Raw genomic sequence first — 21,630 nt, 5'->3', positions numbered from 1 at the left:
GCGCCCATGATGCAGCCCGCGGCGGCCCGCTGTCCTGCTTCCGCGGTCCCCGCCCAGCGGACGGGGGAGGGAGCGCCGTCAGCGGAATCGAACCACTGCTGCACCCATGCTGACTGCCACGCCTCGTGGGCGTCGTGTACCGGCGGATCACGCCTGCGCATCCAGGGACGGCTGCCTGGCACAACGACCGGGCGCAGCGGCGCATTCCCGACGCCCGAGGCCCTGGTCAGCGGCACTCCGCTGCGGTAGGACAGGGAGACCGGACCCCTGGCGGGGGCCGGCGGCAGCCCGGCGCGGGCGCCGTCTCGACGAGGAGGCGGACGTGAAGAAGATCCTCAACGACCCTGCGGACGCGGTGGGGGACGCGCTGACCGGCATGGCGCTCGCGCACCCCGACCTGCTCGCGGTCTCCCGGGACCCGGACTTCGTCGTGCGGGCCGGCGGGCCGGTGGAGGGCCGGGTCGCGCTCGTGTCCGGCGGCGGCAGCGGGCACGAGCCGCTGCACGGCGGGTACGTCGGGCGCGGGATGCTCGCCGCGGCCTGCCCGGGCGCGGTGTTCACCTCCCCGACCCCCGACCAGGTCGAGGCGGCGAGCAAGGCCGCCCACGGCGGCGCCGGCGTGCTGCACCTGGTGAAGAACTACACCGGCGACGTGCTCAACTTCGAGACCGCCGCCGAGCTCGTCGCCGCGGACGGCATCGAGGTCGCCTCCGTGCTCGTGGACGACGACGTGGCCGTGAAGGACAGCCTCTACACCGCCGGCCGCAGGGGAGTCGGGGGCACGGTCCTCGTCGAGAAGATCGCAGGGGCCGCGGCGGAGCGCGGCGACGACCTCGCCGCCGTCACCGCCGTCGCCCAGCGCGTCGTCGCGCAGGTCCGCTCGATGGGGGTCGCCCTCACCTCCTGCACCGTGCCCCACGCGGGCCGGCCGACGTTCGAGCTCGGCGAGGACGAGATGGAGGTCGGCATCGGCATCCACGGCGAGCCGGGCCGGCAGCGCGTCCCGCTCGAGCCGGCCGACGCGATCGTCGACCGGCTGCTCGAGCCCGTGCTCGAGGACCTGCCGTTCGCGTCCGGCGACCGGGTGCTGCTGTTCGTCAACGGCATGGGCGGGACGCCGCTGCTCGAGCTCTACATCGCGTACGCCCGGGCGGAGCAGGTGCTGCGCGAGCGCGGGATCGCCGTCGAGCGGCGGCTCGTCGGCAACTACATCACCAGCCTGGAGATGCAGGGCATGTCGATCTCGCTGCTGCGCCTCGACGACGACCTCGTCGAGCTCTGGGACGCCCCCGTCTGGACCCCCGCCCTGCGCTGGGGCTGCTGATGCGGACGACCGCGGACGTCGTGGAGGGCGTACGCCGCTACGCCGCCGTCGTGCAGGAGCAGCGCCAGCGGCTCATCGACCTCGACGCCGCCATCGGCGACGCCGACCACGGCGAGAACATGGCCCGCGGGCTCGCCGCATGCGTCGAGCAGCTCGCCACCGAGCCGCCCGCCTCGCCCTCCGCGGCCCTGAAGAGCGTGGCGACCACGTTGATGCGCAAGGTGGGTGGGGCCTCCGGACCGCTGTACGGCACGGCGTTCCTGCGCGCTTCCACTGCGGTGGGGGACAAGGACGAGCTCGAGCCGGCCGACGTGGCCGCCGCGCTGACCGCCGCGCGCGACGGGATCGTCGCGCGCGGCAAGGCCGAGCCCGGTGACAAGACGATGGTCGACGCGTGGACGCCCGCAGTCGAGGCTGCCGGCGCGGCACTGGAGGCGGGCGGCGACACGGCGCAGGTCCTGCGGGCCGCTGCCGACGCTGCACTGGCGGGAGCGGAGGCCACGGTGCCGCTGGTCGCGCGCAAGGGCAGGGCCAGCTACCTCGGTGAGCGCAGCGCGGGGCACCAGGACCCCGGCGCGACCTCCACCGCCCTGCTCCTCGCCGTGCTGGCCGCGGTCGCGGAGGAGCGCACCGCGGCCGCGGCGGGCTGACGGTGCCCGAGCGCGTCGGGCTCGTCGTCGTCTCGCACGTCGCTGGCGTCGCGGCGGGCGTGGTCGAGCTCGTCGCGCAGATGGCGCCCGACGTGGTCGTCGTCCCCGCCGGTGGCACCGACGACGGCGGGATCGGCACGAGCTTCGACCTCGTCCTCGCTGCGCTCGAGCAGGCCGAGCACGGTGACGGCGCGGTCGTCGTCTACGACCTCGGCTCCGCCCTGCTCACCGCCGAGAGCGCGCTCGAGCTGCTCGACGACGACCGGCGTGGGCGGGTCCGCATCGCCGACGGGCCGCTCGTCGAGGGCGCGCTGGCCGCGGCGGTCGCGGCGCAGGGCGGGGCGGACCTGGCCGCCGTGGCGCTGGCAGCCCGCGGCGCGTCGGGGACCGGAGCGGAGCCGCTGACCTCCTCGGCGGGCAGGAGCGCCGTGCTCGTCAACCCCCTCGGGCTGCACGCCCGGCCGGCCGCGGTCCTCGTCCGCGCGCTGGAGGGGCGCTCGACCGAGGTGCGCGTCGGGCGGCCCGGCGGCCCGTACGCGGACGCCCGCAGCCTGCTCGGCGTGGTCGGCCTCGCGCTCCGCGGGGGCGACGAGGTGGAGGTGCAGGCGGCGGGCGCCGACGCCGAGGAGGTGGTGGCCGCGCTCGTCGCGCTGCTGTCCAGCGGCTTCGGGGAGGACGGGGAGGCTGTGGAGGCGCCGCCGGCCGCGGGCGGGACCCCCACGTGCGGTGCGCCCGGACTGGCCGTGGGCTCGCTGCGCCGACTCCCGCCCGCCACCGTGCGGCTGCCGGAGGAGGCGGATCGCGACCCTGCTGTCGAGCAGGGACGGCTCGACGCCGCCCTCGCCGCAGCGGGACGGGCCGCAGCGGGCGAGCTCGCCGAGGCGCACCGGGCGCTGCTGGGCGACGCTGCGCTCACGGCGCCGGCGGGCGCAGCCGTCGGGGCGGGCGCCTCGGCCGAGCGCGCCTGGTGGGAGGCCGTCACCGCCGCCCGGGAGCGGCTCGCCGCCGGCGACGAGCTCGTCGCCGGGCGCGCGGCCGACGTGCTCGACGTCGGTCTCGCGGTGCTCGCCGCGCTCGACCCGGGCTGCGTCCCGGCGCCCGACCTCGCCGGGCTCGCCGGCGCGGTGGTCGTGGCCGAGGACCTCGTCCCCTCCCAGGTCCCCGCGCTCGCCGCAGCGGGGGCCGCCGGCGCCGCGACCGCCGGCGGGGCGCCTACCGCGCACGCGAGCCTGCTCGCCCGCGGGCTCGGGCTGCCCCTGCTCGTCGGGTGCGGCCCGGGCGTGCTCGACCTGCCCGAGGGTGCCGCGGCGGTCCTCGACGCCGACGCCGGCACGCTCCTCGCGCCTGCCGGACCGGAGGCGGTCGCCACGGCCGAGGAGCGGGTCCGGCGCGGGGAGGCGGAGCGGCGGGAGGCGGCACGTACGGCCCGCGCTCCGGTCGTCCTCCCCGACGGCCGGGTCGTGCGCGTGGAGGCCAACGTCGCCTCGGCGGCGGAGGCCGCGGCAGCCCGCGAGGGCGGGGCGGACGGGATCGGGCTGCTGCGCACCGAGCTGCTCTGGCTGGGCCGCTCCGACCTCCCCGACGAGGACGAGCAGGTCGCGCTGCTCCGCGCCGTGCTCGCCGAGCTGCCGGGCCGGCCCGTGGTCGTCCGCACGCTCGACGTCGGCGGGGACAAGGACCTCCCGGCCCTGCACCTCGATCCGGCGCGCTCCGGCTTCCTCGGCGAGCGGGGGCTGCGCCACGGCCTCGCCCACCCCGAGCTGCTGCGGACGCAGCTGCGCGCGGTGGCCCGCGCCGCGTACGCGCACGACGGGGAGGTCGGCGTGATGGCGCCGATGGTGACGTTCGCCGACGAGGTGCAGGCCTTCCTGGCGGCGCTCGACGAGGCGGTCGCGTCCCTGGGTGGCGCGGACCACCGGCGCCCCGACCGGGTCGGGGTGATGGTGGAGGTGCCCGCCGCTGCGCTCGCCGTCGACGAGGTCGCCGCCGGGCTGGACTTCGTCAGCGTGGGCACCAACGACCTCGTCCAGTACCTCGTGGCGGCCGAGCGCACGCTCCCGGCCGTCGCCCACCTCCACCGACCGGACGCGACCGCCGTCTGGCGGGTGCTCGAGCAGGTCGTGCGGGGTGCGACGGCGGCCGGGGCGACGGTCGCCGTGTGCGGGAACCTCGCGGCCGACCCCCAGTCCGCCCGCCGCCTGGTGGCGCTGGGGGTCGGCGAGCTCTCGGTCCCGCCGCCCGCCGTGGCCGCGGTGAAGGCCGCCCTGCGCTGAGCGCTCAGGCGGCGGCGGCGGCGAAGGCGCCCGGGAGCCGCACCGGCAACCCGGGGAACACCCCACCCAGCTGCCCCGTCGAGAGGCCCATCCGCTTGACGAGCACCTCGGCGAGGACGTTGCGGTAGTCGGTCGTCCCGGCGAGGTCGCCGTCGTCGAGGGCGGCGTCCGCGAGCCCCGGCCACGTCCCGTGCACCCGGCCGCCGACCAGTCCGCCGCCGAGCAGGAGGACCGCGTTGCCGTGCCCGTGGTCGACGCCGCCCGAGCCGTTCTCGGCGACCCGGCGGCCGAACTCCGAGATGGTGAGCACGGTGACCCGGTCGAACAGCGGCCCGAGGTCCGCCGCGAACGCCGCGAGCCCGGCCGCGAGCTCGGCCAGCTTGGTCGCCATCCAGCCGGTGTCCGTGTCGCCCAGCCCGTTGTGCATGTCCCAGTCGCCGACGTCGATGGTCAGCGCCTGCAGGCCGAGCCCTGAGCGGACCAGCGTCGCTGCGTCGGCGAGCACGGAGCCGAGGTCGCCGGAGGGGTACTGCGCGCCGTTCTGCGGCGCGCCGCGCCCGGCGACCACCGACTGCGCCGTCGCCAGCGCGTCGAGCGTCATGGTGCCGGCGGCCGCCGTCGGCAGGTCCGTGCCCGCGTGCAGCGTGCGCAGCGCCCTCGTCATCTGCGGCGTGATCCAGTCCCCGCCCTCGAGGGCGAAGCCGGCGAGCCCGTTCATCGCGAGCGCGGGGGCGGGGCCGGCGAGCAGCGCGGGGACCGTGCCCGCCCCGAGGTGGACGGACTCGTAGACCGTCCCGGTGCCGGCCGCCGCGAGGACGCGGTCGAGCCACCCGGTGCGCACGCTCGTCCCGGGCGCGGCCCGCTCGAGCTCCTCGGTCGCCTGGAAGTGGCTGCGCGACCCGTCGGGCGTCCCCACCGCGTGCACCGCGGCCATCCGGCCCGACTGCCAGAGCGGCAGCAGCGGGGCGAGCTTCGGGTGCAGGCCGAACATCCGGTCGCCGGTCGGCAGCGCGACCGACGCGGGGACGCCGATGCCCGGCCGCTTGCGCGCGTAGTCCGGGTCGCCCACCGGCACGACGGTGCTGAGGCCGTCCATGCCGCCGCGCAGGGACAGCACGAGCAGGACCGGGCCCGACCACGAGCCCGAGGCCGCCCAGGCCGCACGGGTGGAGACCATCGGCAGCGCGGCCGCGCCGGCCAGACCGGCGGCCGTGAGGAAGCGGCGGCGGCTGAGCGTACGGTCCTCGGCGCAGCCGCAGCCGGACTCGGGGGTGGGGTTCATCGCACGCTCCAGTACGGGCTGTCGAGCACGACCGCGACGAGGGGGCCGAGCATCCAGGTGAGGTCGCCGTTCCGGACCGGCCCGTCGGCGCCGAGGAAGCCGACAAGCGCTGCGCGGTGGGCGCTGGTCAGGGTCTGGCCCGGGAGCAGCCGGGCGCACAGCGCGTCGACCAGCGCACCGCGCGTCGTCGGCTTGGTCGCCCCGAGCAGGCGGTCGGCCAGCCCGGCGTACGTCACACCGTCCTTCCACCACTGCTGCACCGCGGCGAGGTGGAGGTTCCAGCGCCCGAGCGTCGTGCCGGCTCCGCTCCAGGCGCTCGCGACGTCGGGGTAGCCGTCCGGCTGCCCCCAGCCGAGCGGGCCGTTGCCGAGGTCCTCGACGGCCCACATCCAGCCCTCGACCGCGGCGCGGCTCGAGCTCGTCGGGTCGGGCGCCACCCCGACGGCGCGCAGCGTCGCCATCCAGTCCTCGTGCGGGCGGCGCACCTTCTGCCCGACCGAGGCCGCGAACTCCGGGCTCGCGAACAGCGCGCGGAGCACGGGCACGACCGCCGTCCCGCCGGCGAGGTACGCCGCGGCGAGCGCGTCGACGAGCGACTGCGGCGGGTCGTCGGAGACGAAGCGCACGGCGAGCTTGCGCGCGATGCGGGCCGCGGTCGCCGGGTGGCCGGCGAGGTAGCGCACGAGCGAGCGGGCGACCGCCACCCCGGCCGTGCGGTCGGCGTTGGGGTGCTGCCAGCCGAGGACCTGGACCGGGCCGACCCAGTGCCAGTCCGCGCGGTATCGGAAGGTGCCGTTGGTGGCGGCAGTCCCGCCGTTCCACGGGTTCCACACCGAGAGCCCCGACAGCGCACGCGCCGCGGCGACGACGTCGGCCTGGGCGTAGCCGGCGTCGATGCCGACCGTGTGCAGCTCGAGCAGCTCGCGGCCGTAGTTCTCGTTCGGCGCCCGGCCCTGGCTCTCCGCGTTGTTGAGGTAGAGCAGCATCGCCGGGCTCGTCACGGACGCGGCGAGCATGTCGGCGAAGCTGCCGAGCGCGTTCGCGCGCACGACGTGCACGTCGTCCCAGGCCTTCGTCGCCCAGACCTCGCTGCTCGGGCAGGTGATGTTGAGGTGGTTGGACCAGAAGTCGACCATCACCTCGAGCAGCTGGCGCCGCGACCACAGCTGGCGGGCGACCGTCGCGCCGACGACCTGCACCATCGAGTCCCAGGCGCCGTTGCTCATCGCGCCGTAGCAGACCGGTGGGTCGGCGACCGCCAGCGGGAAGCGGGCCAGGACCGCGTCGGCCACCGGGTCCGCGACGCCCTGCGGCGCGAGCTGCTGCTCGAGCCAGGCGCCCGGCCCGCCGACCGCCGCGACGTCGGCGAGCAGCTCGGGGGTGATGCCGTACGTCGTGCGGCGCAGCAGGTGGACGGTGTCCAGCGGCACGCTCGGCAGCGGGGGCGCGGCCGGGGTGCTGGGGGTCGGTGCCGGGGTCGACGGTGCCGGGGCCGACGACGAGCTCGGCCGCGGTTCCGGGATCCGGGCCGGCGGCGCGGGCGGCGGCGTACGGACCGGCTCGGGACGCGGCGCCGGGCTCGTGCCCGTCCCTGGCGGGGTGGTCGGGGACGCCCCGGGCTTCGGCGTCGGCTTCGGCGTCGGCTTCGCCGTGGGCTTCGGTGCCGCCTTCGCGACCGGCTCGGGCGTCGGCTTCGGGGTCGTCGCGCTGCCGGCCTTCGGCCGCGCCTTCGTCGTCGTCGTCCGCCCGGCCCGCGCGTCCGCCGCCGTCGTCGAGCGCGGGCGGCGCTTGCGCGGCACCGCCGCCGCACCGCGCGTCGCGGCCTCGGCGGTGCCGGCGTCGAGCAGGCTGCCGCCGGCGAGCAGGGAGGCGACCAGCGCCGCGCCGAGGAAGGCGCGGCGGCCGGTCGCGTCGGGCCTGGGGGAGTCCGCCGAGGGGGGCATGACCTCTCCTCGGCCCCGGTGAGGGCAGGGCGCAGGGCCGTCCACCCGTTCGGCGCGGAGCCGGGAGGACGAACGTCCCGGGCGCTCAGCCCCTGAGCACCACGGCGAGCCGGGCGGTGCCCGCGGCGATCTCGTCCTCGGTGTGCGTGGTGAACGACAGCCGCAGCGTGGCGTGGTCGGGCTCGCCGCAGAAGAACGACGCTCCCGGCACGTACGCGACGTCCGCGGCGAGCGCCGCCGGCAGCAGCGCGGCCGTGTCGACACCACCGGGCAGCCGGGCCCAGACGAACATCCCGCCCTCCGGGCGCGTCCACGTGCTGCCCGGCGGGAGCGTCGAGGGCAGGGCGGCGAGCATCGCGTCGCGCCGCGACCGGTAGACCGCGCAGAGGCGGGCGACGTGCGCGTCGAGGTCCGCCGACGCGAGGTACGCCGCCCCTGCCGCCTGGTCGACCGTCGAGGTGTGGAGGTCCGCCGCCTGCTTCGCGACGGTCATGGGGCGCAGCAGCCGCTCCGGCGCGCGCAGCCAGCCGAGACGCAGGCCAGGAGCGCCGGTCTTGGAGAAGCTGCCGAGGTGGAGGACGTGCTCGTCGGCGCCCGGCTGCGCGGCCATCGCCGGGACGGGCGCGCCGTCGTAGCGCAGCTCGCCGTACGGGTCGTCCTCCACCACCCACGTCCCGTGCCGGGCGGTCAGCTCGACGACCGCGCGCCGGCGCTCCTCGGGCAGCGTGCGGCCCGTCGGGTTGGCGAAGGTGGGCACGAGGTAGACGAGCGCCGGCCGGTGCTCGGCGAGCACGCGGGCGAGGTCGTCGGGGTCGACGCCGTCGGCGTCGGAGGCGACCGGCACGACGGACGCGCCGGCGAGCTGGAAGACCTGCAGCGCCGCGAGGTACGTCGGCTCCTCGACCGCCACGACGGCGCCGGGGTCGAGCAGCGCGGCGGCGACGAGCGTCAGCGCCTGCTGCGAGCCCGTCGTCACGAGCAGCTGCTCGGTCGTGGTGGGCAGTCCGCGCCCGGTCATCCGCGCGGCCACCGCCGCCCGGAGCGCGGGGTCGCCCTCGGTGGGGGCGTACTGCAGGTTCCTGCGGGCCGCCGGCCCGGTCAGCACCTCGGCGTACGCCGCGCGCAGCCCCTCGACGTCGAACAGCTCGGGCGCCGGCAGGCCTCCGGCGAAGGAGATGACGCCCGGGCGGTCCACCAGCGCGAGCAGGTCGCGCACCGGGGAGCTGCGGACGCCCGCGAGGCGGGCGGCGAGCGGGCCTCCGTGCGCACCGGGGTGCGGGGCGGCGAGCGTCATGGGGCACCTCCGAGGACGGCTGCGCGTCGTCCCGGCAGCGTAGGACCGCGCTCGCCGCCGCCGCGGCGACGACCGCATGGCGGACACCGCGCCACCGCGTACGGGCGTCTGGGAGGATGGCGACGTGCTGAAGGTCGCCGTGCCCAACAAGGGCTCCCTGTCCGCCGCCGCCAGCGACATGCTCCGCGAGGCGGGCTACGCGCAGCGCAACGACCCGCGCGAGCTCGTGCTGCAGGACGAGGCGAACGACGTCGAGTTCTTCTTCCTGCGCCCGCGCGACATCGCGGTCTACGTGGGCTCGGGCCAGCTCGACGTCGGTGTGACCGGCCGCGACCTGCTGCTCGACTCCGGCGCGCCCGCCGAGGAGATCCTGCCGCTGGGCTTCGCGCGCTCGACGTTCCGCTACGCCGCCCGGCCCGGCACGGCCACCGGGCCGCAGGACTTCGCGGGCAAGCGGGTCGCGACGTCGTACGCCGGTCTCGTCGCCAAGCACCTCGCCGACCTCGGGGTGACCGCCGAGGTCATCCGCCTCGACGGCGCCGTCGAGACCTCGGTCCGCCTCGGCGTCGCCGACGCGATCGCCGACGTCGTGGAGACCGGGACCACGCTGCGCCAGGCCGGGCTCGAGGTCCTCGGCGAGCCGATCCTGCGCAGCGAGGCCGTCCTCGCCCGCCGCACGGGCAGCGCCCCCGACCCCGCGGTCGATCAGCTCGTCCGGCGCATCCAGGGCGTCATCATCGCCCGGCAGTACGTCCTTATGGACTACGACGTCCGCGCCGAGCTGGTCCAGCAGGCCGTGGCCATCACGCCGGGCCTGGAGTCCCCGACCGTGTCCCCCCTCCACGACCGGGGCTGGGTCGCGGTGCGGGCCATGGTCAAGCGCCACGAGACCAACCGGGTCATGGACGAGCTCTGGGAGCTCGGCGCCCGCGGCATCCTCGTCACCGGCATCCACGCCTGCCGGCTCTGAGCGGCTCGACCCCGACCAGCACGACGGTGGCGTCCCCGGCCCTGCCCCGGACCTTCCGGCCCCGCTGGGGGCGGTGGGTGCCGTACGCCGTGGCGCTGGTCCTCCTCGCCGCCGCGGTGCTGCTCGCCCTCCTGGTGACGAGCTTCGCGCCGGCCGACCGCATCCTCACGGTCCTGCTCGTCCTCGCGCTGGTCTGGGTGCTGCACCGGCTGGCCGACGTGCGGGTCGTCGCGCGCGAGGAGGGGCTCGAGGTCGTCAACGTCCTGGGCCGTCGCCGGCTCGCCTGGGCCGAGGTGCTGAGCCTGCACCTGCACCCGGGGGAGCCCTGGCTGGTGCTCGACCTCTCCGACGGCACCTCGCTCTCGGCGATGGGCGTGCAGGGCTCCGAGGGGGACTACGCCCAGCGCCAGGGCCGCGAGATCGCCACCCTCGTCCTGCGCTACTCCACCCCGGACGCGCCGTGAGCGAGCAGCGTCACGGGAGGCGCGGCGCCGTCGACCAGGAGGTCGGCACGCCCGCGCGTGCCCTCGCGGGAGAAGTGCGCCGCCTCGACCTCGCGCCAGCGCACCCACTCCGCGCGCAGGGCCTCGCCGTCGCGCTCGAGGCCGCGCTCCAGCCGCAGCGCGCTCGGCGCCTCGACCCAGACGAGCAGCGACGCGTGCGCCGCGAGCAGCCGGTCCCCGGCGCCGCACCCCTCGAGCACCAGCACCGGTCCCGGCCGCAGGCTCGCGCTGCCGCCCCAGCGGCTCCGCGCCCAGTCCCAGGTGGCGTACGTCGCCGGCCGGCCCTCCGCGAGCGGGGCCAGCACCTGCCCGGCCACCCGCTCGGCGACGCCGTCGAGCCCGGCCCAGCCCGCGTAGACGTCGTCGAGGTGGAGCACGGGAGCGCCCAGCGCGCCGGCCAGCAGCCCGGCGAGGGTCGTCTTGCCCGACCCGGCGGGCCCGTCCACGCAGACCAGCCGGGAGCCGCCGAGCCGCGCAGGTGCGGCGCGCACCCGGTGCGCCAGGTCGCCGGGGTCGGTGCGCACGGCGCCCAGCGTGCCAGGGAGCGCGCGTGAGCACCGGACGCGGCATCCCCGACCCCGGGTTCGCCGGTGACGCGGGCGGGGCTGACCCCGTGCTGCGCGAGGCGCTCGACGCGTACGCCGCCGACCCGGCCCGCGCCCCTCAGGTCCGCTACGCCCTGTCGCGGGCGCGCGTCCTCGTGCCGGTCGTCGCCGTCCTCGTCGAGGAGGACGAGCCGGTCGACGGGCTGCGCCGCGAGAAGGCCACCGACATGGCGCTGGTGACGCTCGCCGGGCCGGACGGCCGCCGGGCGCTGCCCGCCTTCACCTCGCTCGCGACCCTCGCCGCCTGGCGCGCCGATGCGCGGCCCGTGCCGGTCGAGGCGTCCCGCGCGGCGCTCTCGGCCGCCGCGGAGGGGGCGGAGGCGCTCGTGCTCGACCCCGCGGGGCCGGTGGTCTTCGCCGTGACCGGGCCGCTGCTCCGCCTGGTCGCCGAGGAGGGCGTGCAGCCGCCGCTGTGGGCCGACGACGCCGCCCCCGCGGCGGTGCGCGCGGCGCTGGCGGACGTCCCGGAGGTGGTGGGCGTGCGCTTCGAGCCGCTCGCCGGCGGCGACGCGCGGCTCGTGCTCCGGGTGGGCTCCGGCCGCCCGGTGCGCGAGGTCCTCGCGCAGGTGGCGCCGGCCCTCCAGGGGCTCGAGCTGCTGCAGGCCCGGGTGCTCACCGGGCTGGACATCGCCGTCGAGCAGGTGGAGGGGGTCTGAGGTGCAGGTCAAGGTCTACGCCCAGGTGGGGCTGCGCCCCCGGCGCAGCGAGCTGAGCGACGCGCTCCACCGCGCCGCGGTGCGGGCCGTCGGGCTGCCGGAGGACAAGCGGTTCCACCGGTTCCTCTGGTTCGAGCCGGAGGACTTCCTCGCGCCGCCCGGCCGCACCGCGGCGTACGTCGTGGTCGAGGTGCTGCTGTTCGAGGGCCGCTCGGTCGACGCGAAGAAGCGCTACTACGCCGCGCTCGTCGAGGAGTTCGCCGCGCTCGGCATCGGCGCCGACGACCTCGAGGTCACGCTGGTCGAGACGCCTCGGCACGACTGGCTGATCCGCGGGGTGCCGGGCGACGAGCTCGCCCTCGCGTACCGCGTGGAGGCGTGACGCCCCAGCGCTCCGCCCCCTAGCGCGAGGAGGCCGTCGGGTAGACGGGGCCGGTCAGCCGCTCGCCCGGGCCGTCGCCGGGCTCGTCGGGGACGACCGAGGCCTCGCGGAAGGCCAGCTGCAGGCTACGAAGCCCGTCGCGCAGGGGAGCGGCGTGGTGCGAGCCGAGGCGCGGCGCGGCGGCGACGACGAGCCCGGCGAGCGCCTCGATGAGCGTGCGCGCCTCGTCGAGGTCGAGGTGGCCCGCCTGCTCCTCGTCCTCGGCCAGCCCGCACTTCACCGCCGCGGCGCTCATGAGGTGCAGGGCAGCGGCGGACACGACCTCGACCGCCGGGACCTCGGCGATGTCACGAGCCGCGCCCGCGGAGGTGTCACGAGCCGCGCCCGCGGAGGTGTCACGAGCCGCTCCCGCGGAGGTGTCACGAGCCGCTCCCGCAGAGGTGTCCCGAGCCGCTCCCGCGGTGTCGTCTGCAGGTCCGGAATACGACGGGGTGTCCTCAGCGCTCATGACTGGTACCCTGTCATGTCGACCCGCTCGTCCGGACCCGGGACCCCTCGGAGCCGCTCGGGCGCGCAAGCGGAGGCCAGCCTCCCACCCGGCGCGGACCCGCCTCTGGCGAGCCGCTCCCGGGTCCGGTCAGGACGCGGGCGCCGCGAGCAGCGGCAGCCCGGGCAGTGCGCTCCGGTGCACGGCCTGGCGCACCCCGTCGTCCCCCTCGTGCCGCACGCGGCACGGCCGGTCGGGAGCGTTGGCACGACGGTTGCGTCGCGGACGCCCGGCCCCGCCGGCGGACGCGCAGGTCTCCCCCCGCCCCGTCCGCAAGGAGTCAGCATCAGCACTGAGCCCCGCATCAACGACCGGATCCGCGTCCCCGAGGTCCGGCTCGTGGGTCCCAACGGCGAGCAGGTGGGCATCGTCCGCATCGAGGACGCCCTCCGCCTCGCCCAGGAGGCCGACCTCGACCTGGTCGAGGTCGCCCCGATGGCCCGCCCGCCGGTGGCGAAGCTCATGGACTTCGGCAAGTTCAAGTACGAGTCCGCGATGAAGGAGCGTGAGTCGCGGCGCAACCAGGCTCACACCGTCATCAAGGAGATGAAGCTCCGGCCCAAGATCGACCCGCACGACTACGACACCAAGAAGGGTCACGTCGTCCGGTTCCTCAACGCCGGGGACAAGGTCAAGATCACGATCATGTTCCGCGGTCGCGAGCAGTCCCGCCCCGAGCTGGGCTACCGGCTGCTGCAGCGCCTCGCGGAGGACGTCCAGGAGCTCGGCTTCGTCGAGTCCTCGCCGAAGCAGGACGGCCGCAACATGATCATGGTCCTCGGGCCGCACAAGAAGAAGACCGAGGCCATGGCCGAGGCGCGCGAGGCGAAGGCCCGGCGCGCCCAGGGGGCGGCCGGCTCCGACGTCGACCTCGACGCGGACCTGCCGGACGGCCTGGACGACGGTCTGGACGACGGCGCCCTCGCGGCGCCCAGCGAGCAGCCCGCGGCGGCGACCGCCGGTGCGGGAGAGCCCACGCAGTAGCGGGGCGCGGGGATCGAGACCTCCGCCGCGGCCGTCCCGGCCGCGGCGGACCTGTGAAGAGTCGAAGGAACGAGGAGACCGGCGCCATGCCGAAGAACAAGACGCACAGCGGGGCCAGCAAGCGGTTCCGCATCACGGGCACCGGCAAGGTCCTGCGCCAGCAGGCCAACCGCCGGCACCTGCTCGAGCACAAGCCCTCCACGCTGACCCGTCGCCTCGACGGCACCCAGCCGGTGGACGGGGCCGACGTCAAGCGCATCAAGAAGCTGCTCGGTCGCTGAGCGCTCGTCCGTCCCTCGTCCCCAGCACACCCTGAAGGAGCACCAACGTGGCACGCGTGAAGGCAGGCGTCGGTTCGCCCAAGAAGCGCCGCGCGATCCTCGAGCAGGCCAGCGGCTACCGCGGCCAGCGCTCGCGGCTCTACCGCAAGGCCAAGGAGCAGGTCACCCACTCGCTCGTCTACGCCTACCGCGACCGCAAGGCGCGCAAGGGCGACTTCCGCCGCCTCTGGATCCAGCGCATCAACGCCGCTGCACGCCAGAACGGCATGACCTACAACCGCTTCATCCAGGGCCTCAAGGCCGCGGGTGTCGAGGTGGACCGCCGCATGCTCGCCGAGCTCGCGGTCAACGACGCGGCCGCCTTCGCGGCGCTCGTCGAGGTCGCGCGGGCCAACGTGCCGGCGCAGGCGCCCGCCGCCGCCTAGCACCACCGCCGTACGCACGTGTCGCAGCCGCGGCCCCGGGACGCCGGGGGAGGGACCTCGCTGGTCACCTCCTCCCGCAACCCGCGGGTCGCGGCTGCGCGGCGTTGCGCCAAGCGCTCGTTCCGCGAGCAGGACCGCCGCTTCCTCGCCGAGGGCCCGCAGGCCGTGCGCGAGGCGCTGGCCTGCACGCCGTCGCTCGTCTCCTCCGTCCTCGTCACCGACGAGCTGGCCGGCCGCGAGCCCGAGCTGCTCGCCGCCGCCTCCGCGGCGGGGGCGGACGTCGTCCGCGTCGCCGGCGACGTGCTCGCCGAGCTCGCCGGCACCGTGACGCCGCAGGGCGTGGTGGCCGTCTGCGGCTTCCTCGACGTCCCGCTCGGCTCCCTGCTCGCGGGCTCCCCGCGGCTCGTCGCCGTGCTGAGCAACGTGCGCGACCCCGGCAACGCCGGCACCGTCCTGCGCGCGGCCGACGCCGCCGGCGCCGACGGCGTCGTGCTCACCGACGCCTCCGTCGACGTCTACAACGGCAAGGCCGTCCGCGCGACCGCCGGCAGCCTGTTCCACCTCCCGGTCGCGCTCGGCGCGCCGCTGGCCGAGCTCGCCCAGCAGGCGCGCGCCGCCGGGCTGCGCGTGGTCGCGGCCGACGGGAAGGGCCGCCCGCTCCCGGAGGCCGAGGCGGCCGGCGACCTCGGCCTCCCCACTGCCTGGGTGTTCGGCAACGAGGCCTGGGGGCTGCCCGACGACGCGCTCGCGCTGTGCGACGACGTCGTCCGGCTGCCGATCTACGGCCGGGCCGAGAGCCTCAACCTGGCGACGGCCGCCGCCGTCTGCCTGTACGCCAGCGCCCGCGCCCAGCGCGCCTGACGGCCCCGCCCCGGGTGCGGCGCTGAGCTCGTCGGCCCGCCGCCGTCCTCCTGTCGGTGGGCGCGGCTAGCGTCCGCCGGGGAATCCGGTTGACCGCCGCGGGCCCGCTGCCCGAGCGTCGACGGGGACGAGCAGAGGAGGCCGCCGCATGGACATGGAAGTCACGGCGTTCATGTCGATGTACCACGCGGCCAACGCCGAGCAGGAGCGGCGGCCGTTCTCGGTCGCCTCGCTGCGCCGCATCCTCGGCTTCGCCGAGCCGCACCGGCGGCTGCTGGCGGCGTTCCTCTCGCTGAGCGTGCTGCTCGCGGTCATCGGGGTCGCCACCCCCGTCGTCGCCGGGCGCGTCGTCGACGCCATCGTCCAGGGCCGGTCGACGCACCGTGTGGTCGGCCTGGCCCTGCTCATCGCCGCGCTCGCGGTGGCCGAGGCCGGGCTCGGCATCCTCAACCGGTGGCTGTCCGCCCGCATCGGCGAGGGGCTCATCCTCGACCTGCGCACGACCGTCTTCGACCACGTGCAGCGCATGCCGGTCGCGTTCTTCATGCGCACCCGCACCGGTGCGCTGGTGAGCCGGCTCAACAACGACGTCATCGGCGCCCAGCGGGCGTTCAGCGACACCCTCTCCGGCGTCGTCAGCAACGTCGTCGCGCTCCTGCTCACGCTCGCGGTCATGCTGACGCTGTCGTGGCAGGTCACGGTGCTCGCCCTGCTCCTGCTGCCCGTCTTCGTGTGGCCGGCGCGGCGCATGGGCCCGCGGCTCGCCGCGCTCGAGCGCGAGGCGGCGACGCACAACTCCGCGATGAGCACGCAGATGACCGAGCGCTTCTCCGCGCCGGGCGCGACGCTCATCAAGCTGTTCGGCCGGCCCGACCTCGAGTCGCGCGAGTTCGCGGCCCGCGCGCGGCGGGTCCGCGACATCGGCGTGCGGACCGCGATGAACCAGACGCTGTTCATGACCGCGCTCGTCCTCGTCTCCTCGCTGGCGATCGCGCTCATCTACGGCCTCGGGGGCTGGTACGCGCTGCGCGGCCGCCTCGACGCCGGCGACGTCGTGGCCCTGGCGATCCTGCTGACCCGGCTCTACGTCCCGCTCACCTCGCTGGCCAGCGCCCGCGTCGAGGTGATGAGCGCGCTGGTCTCCTTCGAGCGGGTCTTCGAGGTGCTCGACCTCGAGCCGCTGCTGCGCGAGCCCACGGAGCCGCGCGAGCTCCCGCCGGGCCCGGTGGGGGTCGAGCTCGACGGCGTGCGGTTCGCGTACCCCGCGGCCGACAGGGTGTCGCTCGCCTCGCTCGAGGAGGTCGCCCAGCTCGACCCGCGCGCGGGCGTCGAGGTGCTCCACGGCATCTCGTTCCGCGTCGAGCCCGGGCAGACGGTCGCGCTCGTCGGCACCTCCGGCGCGGGCAAGTCGACCATCGCCTCGCTCGTGGCCCGGCTCTACGACCCGGACGAGGGTGCGGTGCGCATCGGGGGCGTCGACCTGCGCGAGCTCTCGGCGGCGACGCGGCGCGCGGTGGTGGGCATGGTGACCCAGGACGGCCACCTGTTCCACGAGTCGGTCCGGGCCAACCTGCTCCTCGCGCGCCCGGAGGCCGACGAGGAGGAGCTCTGGGACGTGCTGCGCCGCGCCCGCCTCGACGCGCTGGTGCGCAGCCTGCCCGACGGCCTCGACACCGTGGTGGGGGAGCGCGGCTACCGGCTGTCGGGAGGGGAGCGGCAGCGGCTGACGATCGCCCGGGTCCTGCTCGCGCGTCAGCGGGTCGTCATCCTCGACGAGGCCACGGCCCACCTCGACTCGACCTCCGAGGCGGCCGTCCAGGAGGCCCTCGCCCAGGCGCTCGACGGGCGGACGGCCCTCGTCATCGCCCACCGGCTGTCGACGGTGCGCGCCGCCGACCAGATCCTCGTCGTCGAGGGCGGCCAGGTCGTCGAGGCCGGGCGGCACGAGGAGCTGCTCGCCCGCGGAGGGCGCTACGCCGAGCTGCACCGCACGCAGTTCGCGGTGGGACGCAGCGTGCCGCAGCCCGCGAGCGGGGCGGACCCGGCTCTCGCCTGAGGCCGGACGCAGTGCGCGCCCGCCCCCGAGGGGAGCGGGCGCGCAGCCGACCGGGGGTCAGCCCAGGTCGATGCTCGGGTAGAGCGGGAACCCCGAGAGCAGGTCCGACGCGCGCTGCGCGACGGCGTCGGACACCTTCGGGTCGAGCACGTGCTTGGCCTTCGAGACGGCGCCGTCCTTGCCCGTCCCCTGCGTGGTGCCCGAGAGCACGGTGTGCATGAGGTCGGCGATGACGTCCATCTCGGCCGTGCCCAGCCCGCGCGTCGTCAGCGCCGGCGTACCGACCCGGATGCCGGTCGTGAACCAGTTGCCGTTGGGGTCGCGGGGGATCGCGTTGCGGTTGGTGACGATGCCGGACTCGAGCAGCGCCGCCTCGGCCTGGCGGCCGGTGATGCCGTACGACGACACGTCGAGCAGCACGAGGTGGTTGTCGGTGCCGTCGGTGACGAGGCGGGCACCCCGGCGCTGCAGGCCCTCCGCCAGCGCGCGGGCGTTGTCGACGATCCGCTGCGCGTAGTCCTGGAACGACGGCTGGCGCGCCTCAGCGAGCGCGACGGCCTTGGCCGCCATGACGTGCGGGAGCGGACCGCCGAGCACCATCGGGCAGCCGCGGTCGACCTGCGGGGCGAGCTCCTCCTGCGCGAGCACGAGGCCACCGCGCGGGCCGCGCAGGGACTTGTGCGTCGTCGTCGTGACGATGTGCGCGTGCGGCACGGGGTCGAAGTCGCCGGTGACGACCTTGCCGGCCACGAGACCCGCGAAGTGCGCCATGTCGACGTGCAGCGTGGCGCCGACCTCGTCGGCGATCTCGCGCATGATGCGGAAGTTCACCAGCCGGGGGTACGCCGAGTAGCCGCCGACGAGGATGAGCGGCTTGAACTCGTGCGCGGTGCGGCGCAGCTCGTCGTAGTCCAGCAGCCCGGTCTCCGGGTCGGTGCCGTAGCTGCGCTGCTGGAACATCTTGCCGGAGATGTTCGGGCGGAACCCGTGCGTGAGGTGGCCGCCGGCGTCGAGCGACATGCCGAGCATCCGCTGGTTGCCGAGCTCGTGGCGCAGCTCCTCCCAGTCGGCCTCGGTGAGGTCGTTGACGAGACGCGCGCCGAGCTTCTCCAGCGCCGGCGCCTCGACCCGCGCCGCGAGCACGGCCCAGAAGGCGACGAGGTTGGCGTCGATGCCCGAGTGCGGTTGGGCGTAGGCGTACGGCGCGCCGAACAGCTCGCGCGCGTGCTCGGCGGCGAGCGCCTCGACGGTGTCGACGTTCTTGCAGCCGGCGTAGAAGCGGCGGCCGATGGTGCCCTCGGCGTACTTGTCGCTGAACCAGTTGCCCATCGCGAGCAGCGTCGCGGGCGAGGCGTAGTTCTCGCTGGCGATGAGCTTGAGCGACTCGCGCTGGTCGGCGAGCTCGGCGCGGATCGCCTCGGCGATGCGCGGCTCGACGCCGGCGACGACCTCGAGGGCGGCGCGGTACGCCACGGACTCGGGGGAGAGGCCGGAGGTGGCGGTGGACGGGGCGTGCTGGTCGGTCGCCGTCATGAGAGCCCTTTCGCTGCGGTCGCGGCAGGCCCAGGCGCGCGGCTCCCGTCACGGTCGACGCAGCCGCTCCACGACGGTGACCCGTCTTTCGCGCCAGTCACGACTGCCCCGGCAGCCTATCGCGCGGCGCCCACCCGCATCAGTCGAGGACGGCGACCGCGCGCACCGGGAACGTGCCCATCTCGGTGAAGGGCGGCGGCAGCACCGTGAGCCGGGCGCTGCGGCCCGCCAGCGCCACCAGCCCGGTGAGGTGCTCCACGATCGGCACACCGGCGCGCAGCAGGCCGGAGTGCGCGGGGCGCGTCGGGTCCGCGATCGAGTCGATGTTGAGCGCGTCGATGCCGACCAGCGCGGGGTCGCGGGCGAGCACCGCCTCGACGCTGGCGGCGGGGAGGTGCGGCCCGCCGGTGCCGTACGTCTCGCTGCCCCAGTGCCGGTCCCACCCGGTCCAGACGAGGACCGCGCTCCCGCGCGGCACCTCCGCGAGCAGCTCGGGCGGCACCGGGCCGTCCCCGCGGGCGTCGACGAGCGCGACCGGCACGTCGACCAGCCGCTCGAGCGCGAGGCCGGCGACGTCGGGGCCGTCGGCCCAGTAGTGCCGGGGGGCGTCGAGGTAGGTCCCCGTGTTGGCGACGAGGTCGACCGAGAGGATCTCGAACGACGACGCGCCGCCCATGCGCTCGGCGGACTGCTCCCGGCTGACCCAGGTCGAGAGCCGCGGCCCGGGCATGCCCGGGTACGTCAGCATCCCGGGGACGATGGGGTGGCTCAGGTCGACCAGGTCGCGGGGCACGGCGGCGAACTGTAGCGGGTGGCGCAGGCAGGGGCGGACGGCCCACTCCGTACGATTCCGGACGTGGACGACGCGAACGGCCTGCTGGCCGTCGAGGAGCTGCCCGACGGCCTCGTCGTGGCCGGCGACGGGGGCGTCGTCACGCTGGTCAACGGCGTGGCCCGCCGGCTGCTCGGGCCGGGCGCCGTGCCCGGGCGCCCGCTCGGCCAGGTCGTCCCGCTCGCCGACCGCGAGGGCCGCGTCTGGTGGGACTGCGTACGCCCCTGGGACTCCCTGCCGACCGTCACCGGTCACCCCGAGCGCACCCTGCTGCTGCCCGACGGCGCGGAGGTCCTCGTCGCCGCACGGTACGTGCGCGAGCGGCCCCTCGGCCCCGTCGCGCGCGTCGTCATCACCGTGCGCAGCGGGCAGGCCCGCGCGCGGGAGGACCGCGGCCGCGCCGAGCTGGTGTCGACGGTCGCGCACGAGCTGCGCTCCCCGCTGACCAGCGTCAAGGGCTTCACCGCGACGCTGCTCAAGCGCTGGGACCGCTTCAGCGACGAGCAGAAGCGGCTCATGCTCGAGACGGTCGAGGCGGACGCCGACCGCGTGACCCGGCTCATCACCGAGCTGCTCGACACGGCGCGCATCGACTCGGGCCGCCTGGCGGTCAACCGCGTGCCCGTGGACCTGGCGGCGACCGTGGACAAGCACGTGGCGGCGCTCGTCGTCTCGGGCTACGAGCCGGAGCGCTTCCGGGTCGCGGTGGAGGGCCCGCTGCCGGAGCTCTGGGCGGACCGCGACAAGCTCGACCAGGTGATCGGCAACCTGCTGGAGAACGCCCTGCGCCACGGCGAGGGGCTGGTCACGATCGGGCTGCGCGGCCTCCCCGACGGGGGCACTGCGCTGGAGGTCCGCGACGAGGGCGACGGCGTGGACGCCGAGATGCGCCAGCGGGTCTTCACGAAGTTCTGGCGCTCCGGGCGGCACGGCGGCACCGGGCTGGGCCTGTTCATCGTCCGCGGGCTCGTCGAGGCGCACGGCGGCCGGATCTCCATCCGCGACGGCGACGGTGGGGGTGCGCTGTTCGCGGTTGAGCTGCCCTCCGGGGTCCCCGACCTCGGCTGAGCGCGCGCAGCGGTCGTCGGCCCGTCGGCGCGGCTCCCTAGACTTCCTGCCGTGTCCGCACCCAACCGGTCCTTCGACCCCGTCGAGGTCAGCACCCTGCAGCCCGAGGCGCTCGCCGCGCAGCAGGAGGCGGCGCTCGCCGCCTTCGCCGCCGCCGAGGACCTCGAGGCGCTGCACGCGGCGAAGGTCGCCCACCTGGGCGACCGGGCCCCGCTGCGCCTCGCCCGCGCCGAGATCGGCGCCCTGCCGCCCCAGGCCAGGGCGGACGCGGGCAAGCGGGTCGGCGCGGTGCTGGGCGCCGTGGAGCGCGCCCACGCGGAGCGGCAGGCCGCGCTCGAGGCCGAGCGCGACGCCCGCGCGCTGGTCGAGGAGGCCGTCGACGTCACGCTGCCCTACGACCGGGCGCCGCTGGGAGCCCGCCACCCGCTGACGACGGTCGCGGAGCGCATCGTCGACGTGTTCGTGGCGATGGGCTGGGAGGTCGCGGAGGGTCCCGAGGTCGAGACCGAGTGGCTCAACTTCGACGCGCTGAACTTCGGGCCCGACCACCCGGCCCGGGCCGAGCAGGACACGTTCTTCGTCGACCCGCCGTCCTCGCGCGTCATCCTGCGCACGCACACCTCGCCCGTCCAGGCGCGCACGCTGCTGACGCGCGAGCTGCCGGTCTACGTCGTGTGCCCCGGCCGCACCTACCGCACCGACGAGCTGGACGCGACGCACACGCCGGTCTTCAACCAGGTCGAGGGCCTGGCGGTCGACGAGGGGCTCACCATGGCCCACCTCAAGGGCACGCTCGACCACTTCGCCACGGCGATGTTCGGGCCCGGCATCGTCACGCGGCTGCGCCCGCACTTCTTCCCCTTCACCGAGCCCAGCGCCGAGATCGACGTGCGCTGCTGGGTCTGCCACGGCGCGTCGGTCGACGACCCGTCGCGCCCGTGCCGCACCTGCCGTTCGGAGGGCTGGGTCGAGTGGGGCGGCTGCGGCGTGGTCAACCCGCGGGTGCTGCGCGCCTGCGGCGTGGACCCCGAGCGCTACACGGGCTTCGCCTTCGGCATGGGCATCGAGCGCACGCTGATGGTCCGCCATGACGGCGAGGACATGCGCGACATGGTCGAGGGCGACGTCCGCTTCACCCTTCCGTTCGGCCTGGAGGTCTGA

General features: G+C 76.1%; 22 protein-coding genes and 1 riboswitch. Of the genes, 15 read left to right on the top strand and 7 right to left on the bottom strand.

The genetic code is table 11. The features are described 5' to 3' along the window. Positions 1–322: 322 nt before the first annotated feature. From dhaK to dhaM, 3 genes are read left to right on the top strand one after another with little or no spacing between them, the layout of a single operon-like run. Positions 323–1,324, top strand: a complete 1,002-nt coding sequence (gene dhaK / locus EV189_RS05605) for a dihydroxyacetone kinase subunit DhaK (RefSeq protein WP_130491994.1) — start codon at positions 323–325, stop codon at positions 1,322–1,324. Continuing rightward, complete coding sequence (gene dhaL, locus EV189_RS05600) at positions 1,324–1,974, top strand: dihydroxyacetone kinase subunit DhaL (RefSeq protein ID WP_130491993.1); 651 nt, start codon at positions 1,324–1,326, stop codon at positions 1,972–1,974. Before dhaK ends, dhaL begins: the two co-directional genes overlap by 1 nt. 2 nt (positions 1,975–1,976) lie before the next feature. Continuing rightward, a complete protein-coding gene (dhaM, locus tag EV189_RS05595) occupies positions 1,977–4,247 on the top strand; it encodes a dihydroxyacetone kinase phosphoryl donor subunit DhaM (protein WP_130491992.1) in 2,271 nt (756 codons plus the stop codon). A gap of 4 nt (positions 4,248–4,251) precedes the next feature. On the opposite strand, the gene EV189_RS05590 is transcribed toward dhaM, so the two are convergent. Both EV189_RS05590 and EV189_RS05585 read right to left on the bottom strand, forming a co-directional pair. After that, complete coding sequence (locus EV189_RS05590) at positions 4,252–5,529, bottom strand: DUF1501 domain-containing protein (RefSeq protein WP_130491991.1); 1,278 nt, start codon at positions 5,527–5,529, stop codon at positions 4,252–4,254. Continuing rightward, complete coding sequence (locus tag EV189_RS05585) at positions 5,526–6,959, bottom strand: DUF1800 domain-containing protein (RefSeq protein WP_231116106.1); 1,434 nt, start codon at positions 6,957–6,959, stop codon at positions 5,526–5,528. The genes EV189_RS05590 and EV189_RS05585 overlap by 4 nt, the downstream gene beginning before the upstream one ends. Here EV189_RS05585 and EV189_RS20605 point away from each other — a divergent pair. After that, positions 6,946–7,494: a hypothetical protein gene (locus EV189_RS20605; RefSeq protein WP_165400150.1), complete on the top strand. Its 549-nt coding sequence runs from the start codon at positions 6,946–6,948 to the stop codon at positions 7,492–7,494. The two genes, EV189_RS05585 and EV189_RS20605, sit on opposite strands and share 14 nt — an antisense overlap. 63 nt (positions 7,495–7,557) lie before the next feature. Here EV189_RS20605 and EV189_RS05580 read toward each other — a convergent pair whose 3' ends face one another. After that, entirely contained in the window at positions 7,558–8,766 is a 1,209-nt protein-coding gene (locus EV189_RS05580; RefSeq protein ID WP_130491989.1) for an aminotransferase-like domain-containing protein, read from the bottom strand. A 124-nt stretch (positions 8,767–8,890) separates the two neighbouring features. On the opposite strand from EV189_RS05580, the gene hisG reads away from it, so the two are divergent. Both hisG and EV189_RS05570 read left to right on the top strand, forming a co-directional pair. Then, positions 8,891–9,736 carry an ATP phosphoribosyltransferase gene (gene hisG, locus EV189_RS05575; RefSeq protein WP_130491988.1) on the top strand — a complete coding sequence of 282 codons (846 nt, stop codon included), beginning with the start codon at positions 8,891–8,893 and terminating at the stop codon, positions 9,734–9,736. Between the two features lie 26 nt (positions 9,737–9,762). Next, complete coding sequence (locus tag EV189_RS05570) at positions 9,763–10,200, top strand: PH domain-containing protein (RefSeq protein WP_130491987.1); 438 nt, start codon at positions 9,763–9,765, stop codon at positions 10,198–10,200. Here the strand turns inward: EV189_RS05570 and EV189_RS05565 are convergent. Then, on the bottom strand, positions 10,176–10,763 hold the full coding sequence (locus EV189_RS05565) for a uridine kinase family protein (RefSeq protein ID WP_231116105.1): 588 nt from the start codon (positions 10,761–10,763) through the stop codon (positions 10,176–10,178). The two genes, EV189_RS05570 and EV189_RS05565, sit on opposite strands and share 25 nt — an antisense overlap. Before the next feature lie 26 nt (positions 10,764–10,789). Between EV189_RS05565 and EV189_RS05560 the strand changes: the two genes are divergently transcribed. Further along, positions 10,790–11,500, top strand: a complete 711-nt coding sequence (locus EV189_RS05560) for an SseB family protein (protein ID WP_130491986.1) — start codon at positions 10,790–10,792, stop codon at positions 11,498–11,500. A gap of 1 nt (position 11,501) precedes the next feature. Beyond that, positions 11,502–11,882, top strand: a complete 381-nt coding sequence (locus EV189_RS05555; RefSeq protein ID WP_130491985.1) for a tautomerase family protein — start codon at positions 11,502–11,504, stop codon at positions 11,880–11,882. Between the two features lie 19 nt (positions 11,883–11,901). Here EV189_RS05555 and EV189_RS05550 read toward each other — a convergent pair whose 3' ends face one another. Next, the gene (locus EV189_RS05550; protein WP_231116104.1) at positions 11,902–12,390 is read right to left on the bottom strand and encodes a DUF1844 domain-containing protein; all 489 of its coding nucleotides are present in this window, start codon (positions 12,388–12,390) and stop codon (positions 11,902–11,904) included. 324 nt (positions 12,391–12,714) lie between these two features. Here EV189_RS05550 and infC point away from each other — a divergent pair, with 324 nt between their 5' ends. From infC to EV189_RS05525, 5 genes are all read left to right on the top strand, one after another. After that, complete coding sequence (gene infC, locus EV189_RS20955) at positions 12,715–13,413, top strand: translation initiation factor IF-3 (protein ID WP_130492879.1); 699 nt, start codon at positions 12,715–12,717, stop codon at positions 13,411–13,413. Between the two features lie 86 nt (positions 13,414–13,499). Next, complete coding sequence (gene rpmI, locus EV189_RS05540; RefSeq protein WP_130491984.1) at positions 13,500–13,694, top strand: 50S ribosomal protein L35; 195 nt, start codon at positions 13,500–13,502, stop codon at positions 13,692–13,694. 47 nt (positions 13,695–13,741) lie between these two features. Continuing rightward, the gene (rplT, locus tag EV189_RS05535; protein ID WP_130491983.1) at positions 13,742–14,119 is read left to right on the top strand and encodes a 50S ribosomal protein L20; all 378 of its coding nucleotides are present in this window, start codon (positions 13,742–13,744) and stop codon (positions 14,117–14,119) included. Between the two features lie 18 nt (positions 14,120–14,137). After that, the gene (locus EV189_RS05530) at positions 14,138–14,980 is read left to right on the top strand and encodes a TrmH family RNA methyltransferase (RefSeq protein WP_165400152.1); all 843 of its coding nucleotides are present in this window, start codon (positions 14,138–14,140) and stop codon (positions 14,978–14,980) included. Between the two features lie 148 nt (positions 14,981–15,128). Beyond that, the gene (locus EV189_RS05525; RefSeq protein ID WP_130491982.1) at positions 15,129–17,036 is read left to right on the top strand and encodes an ABC transporter ATP-binding protein; all 1,908 of its coding nucleotides are present in this window, start codon (positions 15,129–15,131) and stop codon (positions 17,034–17,036) included. A 57-nt stretch (positions 17,037–17,093) separates the two neighbouring features. On the opposite strand, the gene EV189_RS05520 is transcribed toward EV189_RS05525, so the two are convergent. Then, complete coding sequence (locus tag EV189_RS05520) at positions 17,094–18,569, bottom strand: glycine hydroxymethyltransferase (protein ID WP_130491981.1); 1,476 nt, start codon at positions 18,567–18,569, stop codon at positions 17,094–17,096. 21 nt (positions 18,570–18,590) lie between these two features. Further along, positions 18,591–18,680, bottom strand: a riboswitch (ZMP/ZTP riboswitch). A 28-nt stretch (positions 18,681–18,708) separates the two neighbouring features. Further along, positions 18,709–19,317, bottom strand: coding sequence for a cyclase family protein (locus tag EV189_RS05515; RefSeq protein ID WP_407938120.1), 609 nt, complete (start codon positions 19,315–19,317; stop codon positions 18,709–18,711). 108 nt (positions 19,318–19,425) lie between these two features. Here EV189_RS05515 and EV189_RS05510 point away from each other — a divergent pair, with 108 nt between their 5' ends. Together EV189_RS05510 and pheS are read left to right on the top strand one after the other, a co-directional pair. Next, entirely contained in the window at positions 19,426–20,469 is a 1,044-nt protein-coding gene (locus EV189_RS05510; protein WP_231116102.1) for a sensor histidine kinase, read from the top strand. Positions 20,470–20,520: 51 nt separating this feature from the next. Then, entirely contained in the window at positions 20,521–21,630 is a 1,110-nt protein-coding gene (pheS, locus tag EV189_RS05505) for a phenylalanine--tRNA ligase subunit alpha (protein WP_130491978.1), read from the top strand.

It is taken from the genome of Motilibacter rhizosphaerae, from assembly GCF_004216915.1.
Lineage (GTDB): Bacteria > Actinomycetota > Actinomycetes > Motilibacterales > Motilibacteraceae > Motilibacter > Motilibacter rhizosphaerae.
Note: the sequence above shows the minus strand (reverse complement) of the source record. Positions and strands in the feature narration are given on the sequence as shown.